17 protein-coding genes are annotated in these 19,439 nt (G+C 44.0%); 11 read left to right on the top strand and 6 right to left on the bottom strand.

The genetic code is table 11. The annotated features are described in order from the left end of the window. The first annotated feature begins 4 nt into the window (after positions 1 to 4). Genes V1358_RS03325 through V1358_RS03315 form a run of 3 tightly spaced genes read left to right on the top strand, consistent with a single transcriptional unit; the run spans position 5 to position 4,380 of the window. The gene (locus tag V1358_RS03325; protein ID WP_347392583.1) at positions 5 to 3,667 is read left to right on the top strand and encodes a pilus assembly protein; all 3,663 of its coding nucleotides are present in this window, start codon (positions 5 to 7) and stop codon (positions 3,665 to 3,667) included. Beyond that, a complete protein-coding gene (locus V1358_RS03320) occupies positions 3,667 to 4,071 on the top strand; it encodes a type IV pilin protein (RefSeq protein WP_347392582.1) in 405 nt (134 codons plus the stop codon). The genes V1358_RS03325 and V1358_RS03320 overlap by 1 nt, the downstream gene beginning before the upstream one ends. Before the next feature lie 3 nt (positions 4,072 to 4,074). Then, complete coding sequence (locus V1358_RS03315; protein ID WP_347392581.1) at positions 4,075 to 4,380, top strand: hypothetical protein; 306 nt, start codon at positions 4,075 to 4,077, stop codon at positions 4,378 to 4,380. Here V1358_RS03315 and V1358_RS03310 read toward each other — a convergent pair. Together V1358_RS03310 and V1358_RS03305 are read right to left on the bottom strand one after the other, a co-directional pair. Continuing rightward, a complete protein-coding gene (locus V1358_RS03310) occupies positions 4,377 to 4,832 on the bottom strand; it encodes a GspH/FimT family pseudopilin (protein ID WP_347392580.1) in 456 nt (151 codons plus the stop codon). The genes V1358_RS03315 and V1358_RS03310 overlap by 4 nt on opposite strands. Positions 4,833 to 4,961: 129 nt before the next feature. Continuing rightward, on the bottom strand, positions 4,962 to 5,510 hold the full coding sequence (locus V1358_RS03305) for a GspH/FimT family pseudopilin (protein WP_347392579.1): 549 nt from the start codon (positions 5,508 to 5,510) through the stop codon (positions 4,962 to 4,964). Positions 5,511 to 5,638: 128 nt separating this feature from the next. Here V1358_RS03305 and glnB point away from each other — a divergent pair, with 128 nt between their 5' ends. Next, the gene (glnB, locus tag V1358_RS03300) at positions 5,639 to 5,977 is read left to right on the top strand and encodes a nitrogen regulatory protein P-II (protein ID WP_347388987.1); all 339 of its coding nucleotides are present in this window, start codon (positions 5,639 to 5,641) and stop codon (positions 5,975 to 5,977) included. 63 nt (positions 5,978 to 6,040) lie between these two features. On the opposite strand, the gene V1358_RS03295 is transcribed toward glnB, so the two are convergent. Then, positions 6,041 to 6,799 (bottom strand): outer membrane protein assembly factor BamD, encoded by a 759-nt coding sequence (locus V1358_RS03295; RefSeq protein WP_347388988.1) that lies wholly within the window; start codon positions 6,797 to 6,799, stop codon positions 6,041 to 6,043. Positions 6,800 to 6,922: 123 nt separating this feature from the next. Here V1358_RS03295 and rluD point away from each other — a divergent pair, with 123 nt between their 5' ends. The 6 genes from rluD (at position 6,923) to V1358_RS03265 (ending at position 14,695) form a co-directional block, all read left to right on the top strand. After that, a complete protein-coding gene (gene rluD / locus V1358_RS03290; protein ID WP_347392578.1) occupies positions 6,923 to 7,900 on the top strand; it encodes a 23S rRNA pseudouridine(1911/1915/1917) synthase RluD in 978 nt (325 codons plus the stop codon). Further along, positions 7,887 to 8,633: a peptidoglycan editing factor PgeF gene (gene pgeF, locus V1358_RS03285; RefSeq protein WP_347392577.1), complete on the top strand. Its 747-nt coding sequence runs from the start codon at positions 7,887 to 7,889 to the stop codon at positions 8,631 to 8,633. Before rluD ends, pgeF begins: the two co-directional genes overlap by 14 nt. Positions 8,634 to 8,717: 84 nt before the next feature. Further along, positions 8,718 to 11,294: an ATP-dependent chaperone ClpB gene (gene clpB, locus V1358_RS03280; protein ID WP_347392576.1), complete on the top strand. Its 2,577-nt coding sequence runs from the start codon at positions 8,718 to 8,720 to the stop codon at positions 11,292 to 11,294. Positions 11,295 to 11,401: 107 nt separating this feature from the next. Continuing rightward, complete coding sequence (locus V1358_RS03275) at positions 11,402 to 12,343, top strand: NADP-dependent oxidoreductase (RefSeq protein WP_347392575.1); 942 nt, start codon at positions 11,402 to 11,404, stop codon at positions 12,341 to 12,343. A 59-nt stretch (positions 12,344 to 12,402) separates the two neighbouring features. Then, positions 12,403 to 13,977, top strand: coding sequence for a glutamate--cysteine ligase (gene gshA / locus V1358_RS03270; RefSeq protein WP_347392574.1), 1,575 nt, complete (start codon positions 12,403 to 12,405; stop codon positions 13,975 to 13,977). A gap of 109 nt (positions 13,978 to 14,086) precedes the next feature. After that, complete coding sequence (locus V1358_RS03265; protein ID WP_347388994.1) at positions 14,087 to 14,695, top strand: transglycosylase SLT domain-containing protein; 609 nt, start codon at positions 14,087 to 14,089, stop codon at positions 14,693 to 14,695. A gap of 46 nt (positions 14,696 to 14,741) precedes the next feature. Here the strand turns inward: V1358_RS03265 and V1358_RS03260 are convergent, their stop codons facing one another. The 3 genes from V1358_RS03260 to V1358_RS03250 all read right to left on the bottom strand — a co-directional run bounded on the left by V1358_RS03260 (position 14,742) and on the right by V1358_RS03250 (position 17,820). Continuing rightward, positions 14,742 to 15,578 carry a mechanosensitive ion channel family protein gene (locus V1358_RS03260; protein WP_347388995.1) on the bottom strand — a complete coding sequence of 279 codons (837 nt, stop codon included), beginning with the start codon at positions 15,576 to 15,578 and terminating at the stop codon, positions 14,742 to 14,744. Positions 15,579 to 15,645: 67 nt separating this feature from the next. Then, positions 15,646 to 16,923, bottom strand: a complete 1,278-nt coding sequence (locus V1358_RS03255) for an HlyC/CorC family transporter (protein ID WP_347392573.1) — start codon at positions 16,921 to 16,923, stop codon at positions 15,646 to 15,648. A 90-nt stretch (positions 16,924 to 17,013) separates the two neighbouring features. Next, positions 17,014 to 17,820, bottom strand: coding sequence for a cytochrome C assembly family protein (locus V1358_RS03250; RefSeq protein ID WP_347392572.1), 807 nt, complete (start codon positions 17,818 to 17,820; stop codon positions 17,014 to 17,016). A gap of 168 nt (positions 17,821 to 17,988) precedes the next feature. On the opposite strand from V1358_RS03250, the gene ffh reads away from it, so the two are divergent. After that, complete coding sequence (ffh, locus tag V1358_RS03245; protein WP_347388998.1) at positions 17,989 to 19,371, top strand: signal recognition particle protein; 1,383 nt, start codon at positions 17,989 to 17,991, stop codon at positions 19,369 to 19,371. Positions 19,372 to 19,439 lie beyond the last annotated feature (68 nt).

Genomic DNA, 19,439 nt, shown 5'->3' with positions numbered 1-19,439 from the left:
AATTATGAAATTTTTTAAAAGCTTGGCTGTTGCAGCACTGGTATTTGCAACGACCAATTCATACGGTGAAGACATCGAGCTTTACGTTGGTAAAAACTTTGTCAGTGGGCCCAAAAAGCCACAAGTGCTGATTATTCTCGATAACTCAGGGAGTATGAACGAGAGTATTGAGACCCCCGAAGGGTATAAACCAGATGAGTATTATGAGGGCGTTGGAGCTGGTAATGGTTTTGGCGACGGCTTTATTTTTTATACTGTAGGCCAACCAATTGATCAAATTCTACTAAGCGATTTGGAAAACAGAAGTGACGCTAAGCGCTTCAATGACTTTCTAAATGGCTGCGATGCAGCCAAAGCTGCAATAGAAGAGTTTGGTTTTTATACTGGTAAAATGCTTGAGTTCACTGGTAAGGGTAAAAGTGGTGAATGGACCAAGATAAAAAATGATAACGGTGCGAACATGAACAGCGCTGTTGATTGTTTAGATGATATCTTAAACGATGATGCCAACAATCAATTTACTGCGAAGGATGGAACCGTCAGTTACTTGCAAGTCGCGACCAATGGTCGTACCTATACATCTGCAAGCGATTCTCAACTCAAAGGTATGCCGTCGCTTTCAAATGACAACAATACTCGCCCTTATTTTGGTTACTCAAATAAGTCTAAAGGAGATCTAACATCCGATGAATATAATTCCCTTATTGCGAAGTTCTCTGATGCAACAGTCGTAACGTTATTTTCACCAAACTATATTCGTTGGTATATCGATAAAAGCTCAAACCTTGTAGAAGAGAAGAAAATTGAGGTTGCTAAAGAAGCTATTCGTCAAACATTAGGCGCAACAGAGGGGGTTGATTTTGCCTTAATGCTCTTCAATCTCAACTTTCCTGAAGAAGGAAAGCGTGATGGAGGCCGAATCGTAGCAGGCTTCGGTCAGAGTGACGAGAACATTGTAAGTATTGTAGATGCAATTGAAGGTGAAACGAATACGCCTTTGTGTGAAACGTTATTTGAAGCTTACAATTTTTACGCCGGCAACTCAGTGATGTTTGGTGATGATGATGTTGACTGTACATTGCTAGGAGAAGATTCGTGTGGATTCGAATTTTATTACCAGGGTAATACCCCACCATTTGACGAAGCCAATACAACGATTGATGGGCAAGGAAACACGTATAAAACGCCATTCAAAGCGAGTGATTGCGCCGCTAACTCGAGCGTGATCTATATTACTGATGGTGTGCCAACGGTTGATACTAGCGCTGATGAAAAGATAGCGTCCTTGCCGAATGCGGATGTATCTCTGGTTAAAGACGGTAGTTACTTGCCCGTTTTATCTCAGTGGATGTACAACAACGACGTCAACACAAGTGTCGATGGCGATCAACACGTAGAACTTTATACGATTGGTTTTGGCGAAGGCGCACCTGTAGAACTACTTGAAACTGCGGCAGAAGTAGGTGGTGGTTCCTTCCAGTTTGCTGGAGATGGTATATCTCTAGCTGATGCTATCAGAGAATCTCTTGTCTCTATCTTGGAGACTTCAAGCTCGTTTACAGCACCTTCGGTTGCAAGTAACAACTTCGATAGAACCCAAACGCTTAATTCTGTTTATTACGCAATGTTTTTGCCAACAGAAGGAGCTCGTTGGGGCGGTAACTTGAAGAAACTTAAGGTTGTAGGAAGTGAAATAGTCGATGCAACGGGTGCTCTTGCAATCGATAGTAGTGAGGAAGGAAACGGAAACATCAAAGACACTGCAACTACGTTCTGGAGCCCAGCCGGTTTGCAAGATGGTAATGATGTATTGAGTGGTGGCGCAGGTTATGTTCTGTCTGGCCAATCGAGCAGGACTGTCTATTCAGACGTTGGCTCTAATGGTGGTCTCGCTAACTTCAGTGTTGGTAATGCTGTTAGCCGTGCAGGAAGTAAAGGCGCACTCGCAGGAAAGCTGGGTGTCAGCGAAGATGAAGTTGATGAGATGATTAAATGGGCTCGTGGTATTGATGTCGACGATGATGATAATGACGGCAATACCTCTGAGAACCGTAAAGACATTCTTGGTGACCCTCTTCATTCACGTCCGTTAGCTGTTACCTATGCTGATGGGTCTGTACGTGTGATGTTTGGAACAAATGGAGGATTTTTCCATGTGTTTAAAGACTACAATGACACGTTGACGGAAGAGTGGAGCTTCATTCCATACGAACTCTATGGAAATTTATCGACATTAAGAGACAATACTCCTGGTTCAAAAGTATATGGAATCGATGGTTCGGCGAGCATGTATTTTGATGATAAGAACCAAAACGGTGTAGTTGATTCAACAGACCGTGTGTGGGTGTTCATCGGTATGCGCCGTGGTGGTGATTCTTACTATGCATTTGATTTAAGTACTCCCTCTACACCACGTTTACTATGGCATAAAAATAGCCAAAGTCCTGGATTGGGCGAATTAGGGCAGACGTGGTCTCAGCCAAAAGTGACATTCATTAGAAAACATGGCAACAAACCTGTGTTAGTGGTCGGTGCAGGGTACGATACCAACAAAGACAGCAGTGCATCAGCTGACGGTGTAGGTCGAGGAGTGTATATCCTTGATGCGGAAACCGGTGATTTAGTTTGGGCATTTACTGAGTCAGCTGGTGGTGGCTCTAATACACCTTTCCCTGGTCAAGACAGTATTCCTGGATCAATTGAGTTATTGGATTCGAATTACGACGGTTTTACAGATCGTATGTATGCGGCAGATACAGGTGGTCATATTTGGCGCTTCGACATGCCTAGTTCAGACCCAACTGGTTCTGAGCCATGGACTGTATTTGAACTTGCTGATCTAGGTGGTTTAAATCGTGACAGGAAATTCTTTTATGAACCTGCAGTTGCAAGAACCTTCTTTAGTCAGGTGACTGAAATTACTACAGATATTGATGGCCAGTCTTCATCTCAGGTAGTAAGAGAAAATCGCCCTTACGAAGCTGTAGTCGTAGGTAGCGGTAACCGAGCTCACCCTCTTGATGATACCGAGCAGGATTATCTTTTCATGATCCGAGATGAAAACACCATTACACAATCATTTACTGTTGAAAATACTCCGGACGTGATCAACATTGGTGATTTGAAGGACATATCTGCAGATCCTTTCAGTGCTGCGCTTGATAATGCCGATGCATTTTTAGAACTTGAAAAAGATTTTTCAAACTTTAAAGGGTGGCGTTATACACTTGGACCTACTGAGAAGGCTCTGTCATCAGCAACTGTTGTTGGTGGTGTAGCATATTTTTCAACCTTTACCCCTGGGGCAGACAACGACTTAGAAAACTGTAAGCTAACCGGTGGAGCGGGTCTGTTATATGCATTTCACTTGCACTATGGCGCAAAGATATACAATAGCCTGACATTTAATGTTGGTAATCGTGTGCCGGATACACCACAGTTATTTTTTGATAAGGTTGACGATCCAACTACAACAGAAGAGGAAGATGAGAGTCAGTTCTTGTTAATCGGTGTTGGTGGTGGTGAAGATGGCACGGGTACCATCAAAGCTAAATCCATCAACGAGAACGGTCGACCTGGTGAATGTGGTATGGCAGATTGCGATCCAGATCCTTTTGGCTTCAAGACTCACAGGACTTATATATACAGATTAGAGGCAATTAATTAATGGATAATAATAAGGGCTTTACACTGATTGAGTTGATGGTAGTAGTCGCAATCGTCGGCGTTCTTGCTGCGATTGCCTACCCAAGTTATACCGAGTTTGTAATTAGTAGTGCTCGTTCTGAGGCGATGACAGCGGTCCTTAACGCTGCAAATAAAGAAGAACAGTATTTTGCTGACAATCGTCAGTACACAACTTCTTTAGCTGATATCGGCGTGAACACAACAACAGAATCAGGTTTGTATACGTTAGCAGCTGCAGTGAATGGGCAGAGCTTTGTAATCACTGCCACAGCTGCAGGTGGTATAGCTCTTCAAGATGGTAAATGCACGTCATTTACCATTAATGAAGCCGGTGTTAAAGGCTCTACCGGTAGCGCTGATGCAGATACATGCTGGAAGAGGTAGAATATGAAACATTTATATATTAACGGGTTAGCAGTTATTATTCTCGCTGGCATGAGCTGTACAGTAAATGCTGGCAAGCTAAACGCTTTTAAGTGTTATGCATTATTGGAAGATAACAAGCACGCTGTGATTGATGTTGAAGTTAAGCCTGACAGTATAGAAGCCGCTCGTGAGGCGGCTATTCTTGAAGGTCACAAGTATCCACAGCAAAAGAAAAAGAGTGTACTGGAGGTGAAGGAATGTGTTCCTCGGACTGAACAGTTCATTAACATCGAAGCACAGAAATTAGACAAAACGAAACTGCGTTAGCATTTATTGCTATCGAGTTTCACTCTTAATCGGCCTGCCTGGCTTACTACAATTCGTTTGGCAGGCTTGTTAAGCTTTGTATCCACTGAACAATAAATAAAACTTCCACTTTGAAAGCCTGCTAATGCTCCTGTTGGTCGAAATGTAAGAGCGTTTCTGGGGTATGAAATCGTATCACCAGCACTCGGCATCTCTAATATTCTTAAAATTTGCTCGTCAGTGCCTCTGTTTTGATTATTATCCATGTCAATAAACACCATGATGTCGTTTTGCCAATTAGTTACACACTGCTCGTTAATAGAAGGGCAAATCGTGATATTGTGGTTGTTATATATAGCGTAGGCTCTTGCAGAAAACAGATTGGTATTTAGTCTTGTTATATAGTTAGAGCGACGATTTTGCGGCCCTAAATCTTGGAGGTAGTACAAACCAACTAAGGTTAAAATACCCATAATAGTTACCGCTGTAACTAACTCAACGATTGTAAAGCCATAGCTACCGTAATGTAAGCGAGGGTGACATATCTTCATCCATGAAGTTCCGGTCCTTTTTTGGGTCCTTTAAGCTTAGGCTAAAATGCATTATCCGCAAGCTAAATTAGTTTTCCCACGTGAACGAACAGTACCAGAGTCGAGAATTTCTACTGCTACGTTGAAGCTATTATCCCCCTTGGGACAAAAGATAAATAACCCATCTTGACCAGCGGTGACAAGACCTTGCTGGTTGAACCGAATATTAGTTGCTCCACCGTTATGCACTAATTTACTGCCAGTAACTAGGTTTGAAACGCTGCGCAATAGAATATCTTCGCTTGAGTCAAAGCTCTGATTGTTGTTGACGTCCGAGAAAATCACGATCGTTCCTGTTTGCCAACTGTTCTGGCATGCGCCAGTAGCGCCAGGATTAGACATCGCACACATGATCACAGGATCCCCCGTGGTAATTGCTTTTGAGCGAGCAAACTTAGTGTGTCGTTTGAACTCTGCAGCGAAGTTATTTGCTTTTTCACGCGTGGTAAGCTCTGTAGTATTGAACAGCGCTATCCCTATAAGAATTGATGCAATAGCTAAGGTGAGCATCAACTCAAGAAGGGTAAATCCCTTATTATTTGATTGTTGACAGGTTTTCATAACATCGTCCTGTTGGTGTCATTATATTAATTTTAACACCATTAACGCATTAGTCACCCTTTTTGAAGTTTGCTTCATGGCGAACAATTGACTAAAATCGGCGCACCTGCCAGAGCAAAATAAAGACAATGAAAAAGATAGAAGCCATCATCAAACCATTTAAATTAGACGACGTACGTGAAGCCCTGTCAGAAGTGGGCATTACAGGTATGACTGTATGTGAAGTAAAAGGGTTCGGGCGTCAAAAAGGTCACACAGAACTATACCGCGGTGCAGAGTACATGGTTGATTTCTTACCTAAGGTAAAATTAGATATTGTACTTGCAGATGAAGATGTTGACCGCGCAATTGAAGTAATCATTAAAACGGCACAGACAGGTAAAATCGGTGACGGTAAGATTTTCGTGACCGAAGTAGAACGTGTGGTACGTATACGTACACAAGAAGAAGATGAGGATGCGATTTAATCGCCACTAATTTTTCCCACAAAAAAACCCGATGTTGTACATCGGGTTTTTCTTTGTTGCTACTTAGCGATTGGTTTTGTTAACCGCCAGAGTTTGGCGAGCATGCTCAGCCATATCTGTTAACCCAAGCTTTTCATAACTTTTTACCATCATTTCCAGCGCAGGTTCTAAGTAACTGCTTTGTGAGAAGTGCTCTAACACATATTTACCGCGGTTAGCTGCGGCCAAATATGCCTCGCGCTCATAATAATATTCAGCTACTTTTAGCTCATTACGGGCCATCTTGTTCAGCAACCAAACCAGTCTGCGCTTTGCTTCAGGCGCATATTTACTGTCTGGGTAGTTATTAACTAAAGTGGACAAATCTTTAAAGGCTACACGGGTACGCTGAGCGTCACGGTCAGCACGGTCTACACCAAAATATTCTTGGAACGCATTTTTATCTGCTTTGATATTCACCAGACCACGCATGTAGTACATGTAGTCTAAGTCTTTGTGGTTTGGATTCAGACGAATAAAACGATCGATCGTTGCAAGAGCTTGTTCTGTATTACCTGTTTGGAAGTAGGCATACACTAAATCCATTTGCACTTGTTTTGAAAATGGACCAAATGGGTAACGTGCGTCAATGGCCGAAAGAAGCTCGATAGCACGAGCATATAAAGCTGAATCCAGCGTCTCACGGGCTTCTTCGTACAGAGCTTGCGCTGACTTGTTAGGCACTTTTTCTATTTCTTCTTGCTCTGGTGCTGATGAACATGCGCTAAGTAAGGAGGCCGTAAATACGACTGCTAGTGCCCGTTTACTTATTTTATTTATCATTAATTAGGTACCTTAGTTGTCTTTGGCTAGGCCAAGTAGGTAAAACCGAGTAAACTATGCGAATTATGCGATTCTAACCCAGTCAAGCAGACCTTGCACTGGTAAATTAGGTAAAACTTGCTTATGGCAGAACAAATTTTCCTCAGTGCAGAGGTTCCCGTAGAGCTGGGCGGTAAACGTCTAGACCAAATTCTGGCGCAATTGTTCCCAGATTATTCGCGCTCGCGCATAAAAACTTGGATTTTAGACGACATGGTGCATGTAAATGGCACTGTCGTAAACACCCCTAGAGAAAAATTGTTAGGTGGTGAGCAGGTAAGCATCGAGGCACAGGTTGAAGCTCCACGTGAATACGAAGCACAAGATATTGAACTTAATATCGTCTACGAAGATGACGACATTTTAGTAATCAACAAACCAGCTGGTCTCGTTGTGCACCCAGGTGCCGGCAATCCAGATGGTACGGTACTCAATGCTTTACTTCATCATTGTCCTGAAATTGAGAATGTACCGCGCGCGGGTATTGTCCATCGTCTTGATAAAGACACTACAGGTTTGATGGTTGTAGCCAAAACGATTCCAGCGCAAACTCACTTGGTAGCAGCGCTGCAAAAGCGTGAAAACTTTACTCGTGAATATGAAGCTATTTGTTACGGAACGATGACTGCCGGCGGCATGGTTGATGCGCCTATCGGACGTCACGCAACTAAGCGTACTCACATGGCTGTTACCCAATTTGGTAAGCCAGCGGTAACGCATTTCCGTGTTGCTGAAAAGTTCCGAGCGCACACGCGTCTTCGTCTTCGCCTCGAGTCAGGTCGTACACACCAAATCCGTGTGCACATGGCGCATATTAGCCATCCGCTTGTGGGTGATCAGTTTTATGGTGGTCGTCCGCGCCCACCTAAAAATGCATCAGAAGAGTTTTTAACTACACTTCGTGGCTTTAAACGCCAAGCGTTGCATGCGATCAAATTGCAACTTGCGCACCCGATCACAGGTGAGCAAATGCGTTGGCAAGCGCCAGTACCGCAAGACATGATTGACTTAACAGAAGCTTTGCGTGCTGATACAGCGCAAAACGGTCATGAAGAGTTCTAGTCATTCATCTATGTTCGTACCAAATTGGCAATCTCCCGCAAATGTGGGTGCTTGCCAAAGTACTCGCTGTGAAGGAGCAAGTCTTGCTCCTTATAGCAGTTTTAACCTTGGGCTACATGTCGGCGACGATCCCCTCAAGGTTTTAAAAAATCGCGCTCATTTAGACTCGCTATTGCCCAACCCAGCACGTTATGTGCAACAAGTGCACGGTACTGATATTCATATCGTCAACGATGAATCTTCAACCGATACCGTCATAGCAGATGGTCTTTTTACCAATCTAGTCGGTCAGCCTCTAGCAATAATGACAGCAGATTGTTTGCCCGTGTTGTTAGCAAGTAAGGATGGTACTGAGGTTGCTGCACTGCATTGCGGTTGGCGCTCTCTCGCCGGTGGAATTATTGAGAAGGCATTACCTTTATTTCAAAGTAAACCATCTTTGATAGCCGCTTGGCTAGGACCTGCGATTGGTCCGATGGCCTTTGAAGTAGGCGTTGAAGTCAGGGCACAATTTTTGGCATCCTCAGCTGAACATGAATTGGCTTTTAAAAAACATCGCGACAAATACCTCGCTGACTTAGCGCTTATCGCAACTCAAAAGCTCAATCGACTAGGAGTAAAAGCAGTCAGTAATCAAAGTGAATGCACCTATACCCTCAACGATAAGTACTTCTCCTATCGCCGCGATGGTGAAACTGGGAGAATGGCATCCGTGATCTGGCGCAAATTTTAAACTGTTTTTTTTAATCTAAACTTGAACAATTCTGTGCCAGCACCCATTAAATAAGTAATAGAACTTTTTAGTGGAAACAGACACATGCGTTTAGATAGATTTACCAGTAAATTTCAACAAGCGCTTTCCGATGCTCAATCTTTGGCGCTCGGGCGCGATCATCAATTTATAGAGCCTGTACACCTTATGTATGCGCTTTTACAGCAAAGCGGATCGAGTATTCGTGCTTTGTTAGTGCAAGCAGGTGTCAGTGCCGATGAACTAAACACCAAGTTATCGCAAGAAATAGAGAAGCTTTTCAAAGTGGAAGGCGTTGGTGGTGACGTCCAACTCTCAAACAATATGGTTTCGTTGCTTAACCTCTGTGATAAGTATGCGCAAAAACGCAAAGACAAATTCATCTCCAGTGAATTATTCGTCCTTGCTGCGTGTGAAGACAAGGGGCCGTTAGGCAATATATTCAAAGCGCTAAATATCACGACCAGTAAGGTTGAAAAAGCGATTGATGCAATCCGTGGAGGTCAAAAAGTAGATGACCCTAATGCGGAAGAAACGCGTCAAGCTCTCGAAAAATTCACTATTGATTTAACTGAACGCGCAGAGCAGGGAAAATTAGACCCTGTAATAGGTCGTGATGAAGAAATCCGTAGAACGGTTCAAGTATTGCAGCGTCGCACCAAGAACAACCCCGTGCTTATCGGTGAGCCTGGCGTCGGCAAAACCGCCATAGTCGAGGGGCTCGCACAGCGTATTGTGAATGGTGAAGTGCCAGAGGGTCTGAAGAATAAACGTGTATTGTCGTTAGACCTAGGCGCTTTGGTGGCCGGTGCGAAGTATCGTGGCGAATTTGAAGAGCGTTTAAAGTCCGTGCTTAATGAGCTTGCAAAGGAAGAAGGACAAGTGATCCTCTTCATCGATGAAATCCACACTATGGTGGGTGCGGGTAAAACAGACGGTGCGATGGATGCGGGCAATATGCTCAAGCCTGCCTTAGCCCGTGGTGAATTGCACTGCGTTGGCGCCACCACCCTTGATGAGTATCGCCAGTACATCGAAAAAGATGCAGCGTTGGAGCGCCGCTTCCAGAAGGTGTTGGTGCAAGAGCCAAGTGTAGAAGACACAATTGCTATTTTACGTGGTCTGAAAGAACGATACGAATTACACCATTCGGTTGAAATAACAGATCCTGCCATTGTTGCGGCGGCGAATTTGTCGCACCGATACATCAGTGACCGTCAATTACCGGATAAAGCCATTGACCTCATAGATGAAGCGGGTTCGTCAATTCGTTTACAGATTGACTCTAAACCGGAGCAATTGGACCGCCTCGAACGTCGCATTATTCAGCTCAAGCTCGAAGACAATGCCTTAGCCAAAGAAAAAGATGAAGCCTCACAAAAGCGCCGTGAAGAGATGCAAGAGCTTATTAAAGAACTTGAGTCTGAATATGCAGAGCTTGATGAGGTGTGGAATGCAGAGAAAGCCTCATTGCAAGGTACACAAGTCATTAAAGCTGAACTAGAGCAAGCAAGATTAGACTTAGAAGTCGCGCGCCGAGCGGGTGACTTACAGCGTATGTCTGAATTGCAGTATGGCCGGATCCCTGAGTTGGAGCGCAAGTTAGACTTAGCATCTCAAGTAGAAATGCAGGATATGAGTTTGCTGCGTAATAAAGTAGGAGAAGATGAAATTGCCGAAATCTTATCGCGCTGGACGGGTATTCCTGTGGCAAAAATGCTCCAAGGTGAGCGTGAGAAACTACTACAAATGGAAGATGAGCTTCATCAGCGCGTGATTGGTCAAGATGAAGCGGTTACCGCGGTTGCAAATGCCATTCGTCGCTCTCGCGCGGGGCTAGCTGATCCAAATCGCCCGATTGGCTCGTTTCTATTCCTTGGGCCAACAGGTGTGGGTAAAACAGAACTGACCAAAGCCTTAGCGCATCTTATGTTTGATACCGAAGATGCGATGGTGCGCATTGATATGTCCGAGTTTATGGAAAAACACTCAGTCGCGCGTTTAGTGGGAGCACCTCCTGGTTATGTCGGTTATGAAGAAGGTGGATACCTTACCGAAGCAGTTCGTCGTCGCCCCTATTCAGTGGTATTGCTCGATGAAGTGGAAAAAGCGCATCCAGATGTGTTTAACATTTTACTGCAAGTGCTGGACGATGGTCGTTTAACCGACGGGCAAGGGCGCACGGTCGACTTTAAGAACACTGTGATTATCATGACTTCCAACTTGGGTTCTGATGTCATTCAGGAGCAAGCTAGCAAAAATGATTATGCTCTGTTGAAAGAAAAAGTAATGGCGGTATTGGCGCAGCAGTTCCGTCCAGAGTTTATTAACCGCATTGATGAAACCGTGGTGTTCCATCCTTTAGCAAGCGAGCACATCAAGCAAATCGCTGATATTCAATTAGCGAAGCTTTATGAGCGTCTCACTGAGAAAGGGTACATTCTTGAGGTTACAGATGCGGCCTTAGCGAAGTTGGCACAAAGTGGTTTTGATCCCGTTTATGGAGCGCGCCCACTCAAACGCGCAATCCAGCAGGCTATTGAAAACCCACTTGCTCATAAGCTCTTGGCTGGGGAGTTAACGGCCGGAAATATCATTTGTATCGATGCAGATGACGAGGGCTTCACTTTTAATAGTAAATAAGTTGATAAGAAATAACTAAAAGGCGGCATTTTTGCCGCCTTTTTTATTGTCTGTGCGCTGTGGTAATGTCAATATAAGGCAAAGGAACCGAACTTAAAGTGCTAGTTATGCAAAGTGACTACCAAGCCATGGCAATTCATGCCTTTGGTGAGCCGGGTGTGCTTAAACCAATATCTCTCCCCATGCTGCAGCCTCAAAAAGATGAAATGCTTATTAAAGTACGCAGTACAGCAATTAACCCCATTGATGTTAAGACACGAGCCGGAATAGGTTTTGCAGCAGAGCAAAACAAAGGGAACTTGCCACTGGTACTCGGATACGACTTATTCGGCGAGGTCGAGCAGTGCGGTTCTGACGTTACGGGTTTTAAGCAGGGAGACTTCGTCATTGGTATGATAGGTTTTGCCACCCAGCCTGGTACCTACGCACAATATGCCAAAGCCCGATCAAACGAGCTTATTAAAGTAGATAATACGAATATAGAACCGCAGTTATCCGGTCTTTGTTTGGCAGGATTGACGGCATTCCAAGCTATTTCTTCACTTGATTGTCCAAAAAATCAGCCTTTGTATGTAAATGGTGCAAATGGCACGGTTGGCTCGTTAGCAATTCAAATTGCAGCAAATATGGGATACCAAGTAATTGCAGTGACGCGAAGTGAACTGCCTGCAGGCTTAGCCGGGAAATTTGTGCAAATGGATTATGATGAATTTGTCAGTAATCCAAGCAAGCGTTACTTAATCGATGTTGTTGGTTTGGAAGTGGGAATGCGCTGTTTGCAAGGGCTTTCAGTGCAAAGCAGTATTGTTACTATCCCAACTTTGTCACAAGCACAGATCATTGCGGCTGCTAAATTGCAGGGCGTCAATGGTAAAGGTGTGCTTGTTGTTAAAAATAAAGCGCAATTGCAGAGAATTTATTCGTGGTATCAACAGGGCAAATTGGTTTTAGCTCATAAAACAATGCCGTTGAGTGCCGCAGGGTTTGCACATCAGCAAATCGAACAAAATAACAGCAAAGAAAAGGTTATTTTATTGCCTTGGTCTTGAGTATTTATTTGTGCACCCCATAACAACACAATTGGGCCTATTGGCTAGAGGTAGAATTTTTGACTTGTACACAATTAAAGCAACGACTTAGCACTCTTAGCACAGCTGAAGAGCTAGGGGCTATCGTTGGCATTCAACGCGGTGTTGAGCGTGAAGCGTTGCGCACAAATCACAGCGGCGGTTTATCGGCACGTCCCCACCCAGAAAGTGTGGGTAGTGCACTAACTAATTCAATGATTACGACAGACTTTTCTGAGGCTTTGTTGGAGTTCATCACGCCGGTTAGTACCGACGCTAATGAAACCTTGGCACAGCTTCGTGATTTGCAAAAGTTCACCCTCGCGAACTTAGATAATGAATTGCTGTGGCCAGTCAGTATGCCGTGCTACATCCAAAGCCAAGATGAAATTCCACTGGCACAATTTGGCAGTTCAAATATCGGTAGAATGAAAACCTTGTATCGAGAAGGGTTAAAGAATCGCTACGGCAGTATGATGCAAGCGATAGCTGGTGTGCATTTTAATATCTCGTTCCCTGAGAGTTTATGGCAAAGCTTACAACGCCAAGCTGGTGACAAGGGAGACTTACAATCTTTTATTTCTGCAGGCTATCTGGGGTTAATTCGCAATTTCAAGCGAGAGCTATGGCTTATAAGCTATCTATTTGGCGCTTCGCCTGCTTTGTGTCGCTCTTTCTTGGAAGGACGTGAAACAGACTTACCCTTTAAGTCGCTGGGTAAGGGGTCGTTATACCTTGAGTATGGTACGGCGTTACGTTTAGGTGATTTGGGTTATACCAACAGCGCGCAGTCGAGTTTGCGAGTGATGTATAACTCTCTCGACGAGTATGTTGATGGCCTTAAAAAAGCGATTAGCTTGCCATCAGATTTATACCAAAATCTTGATGATTATCATGCGGCTCAACCGCAACAACTCAACAAGAACATTCTGCAAATAGAAAATGAGTTCTATTCGCCAATCAGACCAAAGCGTAACGCACAATCAGGTGAAAAACCTACAGAAGCTTTGTTACGCGGTGGTATTGAGTACATTGAAATTCGCGCGTTGGATGTAAACCCATTTGCAGATACAGGTATTGATATTGAGCAGATACACTTCTTGGATGTGTTTTTAACATACTGCCTGTTGAAAGCCTCAGCGCCTATGAGTTGGGATGAACAAAAACAAACACAGTTAAATTTAGACCGTGTCGTTAACGAAGGACGCAACCCTGAATTGACCTTGCTGCGTGGTGAGCAAGAAGTCAGCTTGCGTCAATGGGCGAATGATATCTTTGTTGAGCTTGAATTGGTCGCCAAGTACATGGACGAAGCCTACGGCGTAAGTTACTACAGTGACACCATTGGTGATATGGCAACCTGGGTTTCATCACCAGAGAAGACTACGTCTGGACGCTACATGGCCAAGTTGCTCGAAACAAATTCTGACAATGGCACCTTTGCGTTATCGCTAGCGAAAGAATATTTAAGTAATCATCAACAGTGGCAATACCACAGTTTTGATGACGCGCATTTAACAGCAAAAGCGCAACAATCTTTACAAGCTCAAAAAGAGTTGGAAGAAGCTGATAGCGTGAGTTTTGAGGCGTTTTTAGATAGCTATTTTCAGGCATAAAAAAAGCGCGGCTAAGGTGGCCGCGCAAATTATTCTACAGGGATGAAACAATGCTAAACTGCTGCATTCGTATATTCAGACCTAGGCAAATTGAGTAAGTTCAAAAAAAATGAAAAAAATTTCTTTAATTGTCTTAGTTACTACAATAATGACCGGTTGTGCTACGGCCCCCCCTAAGCAACCTGATGATATTTGTAAGATTTTTGAAGAAAAAGAAGATTGGTACTTTGACGCAAAAGATGCCCAAGAAAAGTGGGGTTCCCCCAAGCATGTGCTGATGGCCATGATGTACCAAGAAAGTTCATTTAAGCACGATGCAGCACCTCCGATGGAGTATTTCCTTGGTTTTATCCCGGTAGGGCGTGCCAGTGATGCGTATGGCTACTCGCAAGCGAAGACCATGACATGGGACGATTACATCCGCGAAACGGGTAATGGCGGTGCAGATCGTGATGATTTTGACGATGCTATCGACTTTATGGCGTGGTTTGTTTGGAAAACTCATCAAGTCAATGGTGTGTCTAAATGGGATGCCTATGCACAATATCTGAATTATCACGAAGGATGGGGCGGCTATAAGCGCGGTACCTATAAAAATAAAAAGTGGTTGATGTCCGTTGCTAATAAAGTAAAAAGTCGAGCGGGGCGCTACGGCGTGCAATTGAAACGTTGCGAAGCTGATTTAGACAAAAGCTGGTTCCAACGATTATTTTCTTAACATTGATAAAAAACGGCGCTTAAGCGCCGTTTCTCGTAATAAGTTGTTACTGTGGTTGATTCGGGAAAGTGTGAATATACACATCGCGTTGTGGGAACGGGATGGTGATATCTGCTTCGTCAAAGGCGATTTTAACGCGCTCATATAGACCAAAATAAACGGGCCAGTAGTTTTCAGATTTCACCCAAGCCCAAACCAGCATACCAATGTGGCTATCGCCATGCTGACTCACGTGAACAACAGGTTCAGGGTCCTCTAGTACCATGTCATAGTCTTTCAGCACTGACATCAAGACGTCACGGGCTTTATGTACGTCATCGCCATAACTGATACCAAACTCAATATCTACACGACGGTTTTCCTCAGCAAATAAGTTCTTAACCGTTCCATTTGAAAGGGCACCATTAGGAATAATGATTTTTTGGTTGTCGTAAGTAAGCAGCACAGTCACAAAAATTTGAATCTCAACCACCTTACCCATGTGACCTTGAGCTTCAATGACGTCACCAACTTTAAACGGTTTAAAGAATAGGATGAGCACGCCCCCTGCAAAGTTCGATAAGCTGCCTTGAAGCGCCATACCTACGGCTAAACCTGCGGCACCGAGCATAGCAATAAACGACGTCGTTTCTACGCCAATCATCGAAGCGACAGATATAAGCAAAAGAATCTTGAGGATAGCGCTTATAAAGGAGACTAAGAAGTGGGTGAGACCAGGCTCCACCTTCATCTTATTCATGGACTTTTCAGTCATGTTAGCGACGCGGCCGATAAACCACCAACCAACAACGAGAACAACTAAGGCCAAAATAAACTTGGGGCCATACTGCATCAGCATTTCGATGGCTTTGTTATAGATACTTTCGAGGGATATATCTGTCATCTGTGCTTTCCTTTTTTAGAGACTAAAGAGTATTAAAGCACAGATAACAGGTGAGATGAGTTTAAATCTAAGATTTTTTTCGCTTTTTAGGCGGAATAACACGTACAAGTTTGATCATGTTTTCTTTGACTTCCAATACTTCGATTGGATAACCCGCGATTTTCATTCCCAAATTAGCGTCTGGAATGTCTTCGAGGTATTCCACAATCAAGCCGCTGAGGGTCTTAGGGCCGTCGATAGGAAGCTTCCAGCCCATCTCTTTATTCAGATCACGAATGTTGGCACCGCCCTCCACGAGCACTGAACCATCGGCTTGGACATCCACTTCTTCACTTGGCGCACGCGCTGTCGTTGTGGTGAAATCTCCTACGACTTCTTCAAGGATATCCTCAAGCGTCACTAAGCCTTGAATATCGCCATATTCGTCTACTACAAGGCCGATTCGCTCTTTAACTTGTTGGAATTTATGCAGCTGAGTATTTAGCGATGTGCCTTCAGGAATGAAGTAAATTTCACGTACAGCACGCAGTAAAGATGCTTTGTTGAACTGTTCTTTTGAAAGTAGGCGTAGTGCGTCACGAGAATGAATAAAACCCACGGCGTCATCAATCTGGTCGCGATACAGCAGTACACGAGTATGTTGGATTTGCGTGAGCTGTTTGCTGATCACTTTCCAATCATCATTGATATCAATGGCGTTAATTTCATTACGCGGGATCATGATGTCTTCAACAGTGACCTGCTCTAAATCTAGAATCGAGGTCAACATGCTTTTGTGTTCAGCAGGAAGCATTGCACCTGCTTCGCTAACTACCGTTTTTAATTCTTCCTTACTTAAACTGTGCTCTTCAACCTGCTCTGGGCTGAAGCCCAGCAAACGCAACAAGCCGTTAGTGATCCAGTTCAAGGCCATAACAAACGGTAGAGTAAGCTTGAGTAAATATTTCAGGATAAACGAACTTGGGAAGGCAATTTTCTCAGGGTACAAAGCTGCGATCGTTTTTGGTGTTACCTCTGCAAAAACCAGCAAGATAAAGGTTAAACCAAAAGTTGCCACGGCAAGGCCTACAACATCGCCAAACAATCGGATGCCAACAATGGTTGCGATCGATGAAGCTGCAATGTTTACAAGGTTGTTACCAATCAGAATAAGGCCAATCAAACGGTCTGGACGTTTGAGTAATGAACTTACACGTTTAGCACCAGAGTGATTGTGTTTTTCTAGGTGGCGCAGTCGATATTTGTTGATCGAAAGCATACCCGTTTCTGAGCTCGAGAAATAAGCGGAGAGTACGATTAACACTATTAAAATTATAAATAACGTACTCGTCGATATGTCGTCCAAAGAGGGATCCTTTTGTTAAAAACCAGGGTATATTAAGCGGTACTCAACGCGCAGAGTCAAGTTTAGTCGCTGGTCGTTATTATTAAATGATTAAAAACGATGCAAAATCACTTCTTGTACAAAGCGACTTCCGAAGTATGCGAGCGTTAATAAAGCTGCGCCTACCATGATAGTGATAACTGAAGACTTGCCACGCCACCCGCGGGTTTTACGACCAATCACAACGGCTAAAAATACTGCCCAAGCGATAACAGACAGCACCGTCTTGTGGGCAAATTCTTTACTGACCATTGAATCCACAAAAATAAACCCAGACGCAATAGCGATTGTGAGCAAAGCCGTACCCACGGTAACAAGTTGATACAGCTGGCGCTCTACCACCATTAAAGGAGGTAAGTGGCTATAGACAATCGCTAAATCTTTACGTTTTAAACGTTTGTCGATGAAATAAAATTGGACTGCGTAGAGTGTCGCAATGATCAACACGCAATACGCCAACAGAGATAACGAGATATGCGCCACTAGCTCAACTTCAAGCTGGATGTTTTGCACAATCATGTGATGAGGCATAAATAAACTTGCGAACAACAATATTGCCGCAAAGCCGTACACTACGGGCAACAGCAAGGTTGCAGGGAATTTCAAAGAAACTGCCGTTACGCTGAGCACGATAACCCAACAGGTTAATAAGGAAACATTAACGAAACTAACATCTTGCCCTGCACTGGTGAACACCGAATTCACCAGCAACACCATGTGCGTCAAAATAGCCAATGTGCTGAGAATAACGGTAACCTTTTGCGAAGGTCCTTGGGCGTGAAATAAGCGAGACAAAACGTGTGCAGTCGCCGCACCGTAAAAAACACAACTCAGTATTGTCAAAACTGTAATCAGCATAATGACCTTTATAAGGGATTAAATGAATGCTTTAAAAGGACATTGTATGTAAAGCGCACACGCTTGCCTAGATCTAATTATGTGAATCCATTGCAGATGCTACTGGGATTTGCCCCATGCTTTCAGTTATAATCGGCAAAAATGTAAGTAGCAACGGACTCGATAGCGATGTTTGAAAACCTTCAGGAACGATTAGGAAAGACCCTAAAAAATATCAGTGGCCGCGGCCGTCTTACCGAAGACAATATTAAAGAAACGCTGCGCGAAGTGCGTATGGCGTTACTTGAAGCCGACGTCGCGCTCCCTGTTGTACGTGAATTTGTAAAACAAGTAAAAGAACGTGCAGTAGGTACAGAAGTAACTAAGAGCCTAAGCCCAGGTCAAGTTTTCATTAAAATCGTCCGTGAAGAGCTTGAAAAGGCAATGGGTGAAGCAAATGAAGAGCTGAACCTCAATGCGCAGCCGCCAGCAGTTGTCATGATGGCGGGTCTTCAAGGTGCCGGTAAGACAACCAGTGTTGGTAAACTCGCCAAATTCCTTAAAGAGCGTAAAAAGAAATCTGTACTCGTTGTGAGTGCTGATGTCTATCGCCCAGCGGCGATTAAGCAGCTAGAAACACTTGCCGCTGAAGTTGATGTGGAATTTTTCCCAAGTGATATCAGCCAAAAGCCAGTAGATATCGCGACGGGTGCAATTAGCCATGCCAAGAAGAAATTCATTGATGTGGTGCTAGTAGATACAGCGGGTCGTTTGCATGTCGACAGTGACATGATGGACGAAATTAAAGAGCTACACGCTGCTATTAAGCCGATTGAAACACTCTTTGTTGTTGACTCCATGACGGGTCAAGATGCAGCGAACACAGCCAAAGCTTTTGACGAAGCACTGCCTTTGTCAGGTGTCATTCTGACTAAAACAGATGGTGACGCACGCGGTGGTGCTGCATTATCGATTCGTCACATCACCGGTAAGCCAATTAAGTTTATCGGTGTAGGTGAGCGTACAGATGCCTTAGAGCCTTTCCACCCAGATCGTGTAGCATCACGTATTCTCGGTATGGGTGACGTGTTGTCACTTATCGAAGAAGTGGAGATGAAGGTCGACAAGGAGAAGGCCGCTAAAGTTGCTGATAAAGTATTTAAAGGCGATGGCTTTACCTTAGAGGACTTTGCTGAGCAATTACGCCAGATGAAAAATATGGGCGGTATGATGTCCATGCTTGATAAATTGCCTGGCATGAACAACCTTCCTGATGCGGTAAAAGGCCAAATGAGTGATAAAACCTTTGTGCAAATGGAAGCTATTATTAACTCCATGACTGCAAAAGAGCGTGCTCGTCCAGAAATCATCAAAGGCTCTCGCAAAAAACGTATCGCTGCGGGTTCAGGTACGCAAGTGCAAGAAATCAACAAGCTGTTGAAGCAATTCACGCAAATGCAGAAAATGATGAAGAAGATGAAAGGCAAAGGCGGCATGATGAAAATGATGCGCGGCATGAAAGGGATGTTACCACCGGGTATGATGGGTGGACCAGGCGGCCCGAAATTCTAACAAGCAATTTAGCGATGGAAGCGCGGTTTATACCGCGCTTTTTTTATGGATTTGCAAACCTTGTCAGC

The organism is Pseudoalteromonas pernae (genome assembly GCF_039831865.1).
GTDB lineage: Bacteria > Pseudomonadota > Gammaproteobacteria > Enterobacterales > Alteromonadaceae > Pseudoalteromonas > Pseudoalteromonas pernae.
This window is presented reverse-complemented; position numbering and strand designations above follow the sequence as displayed.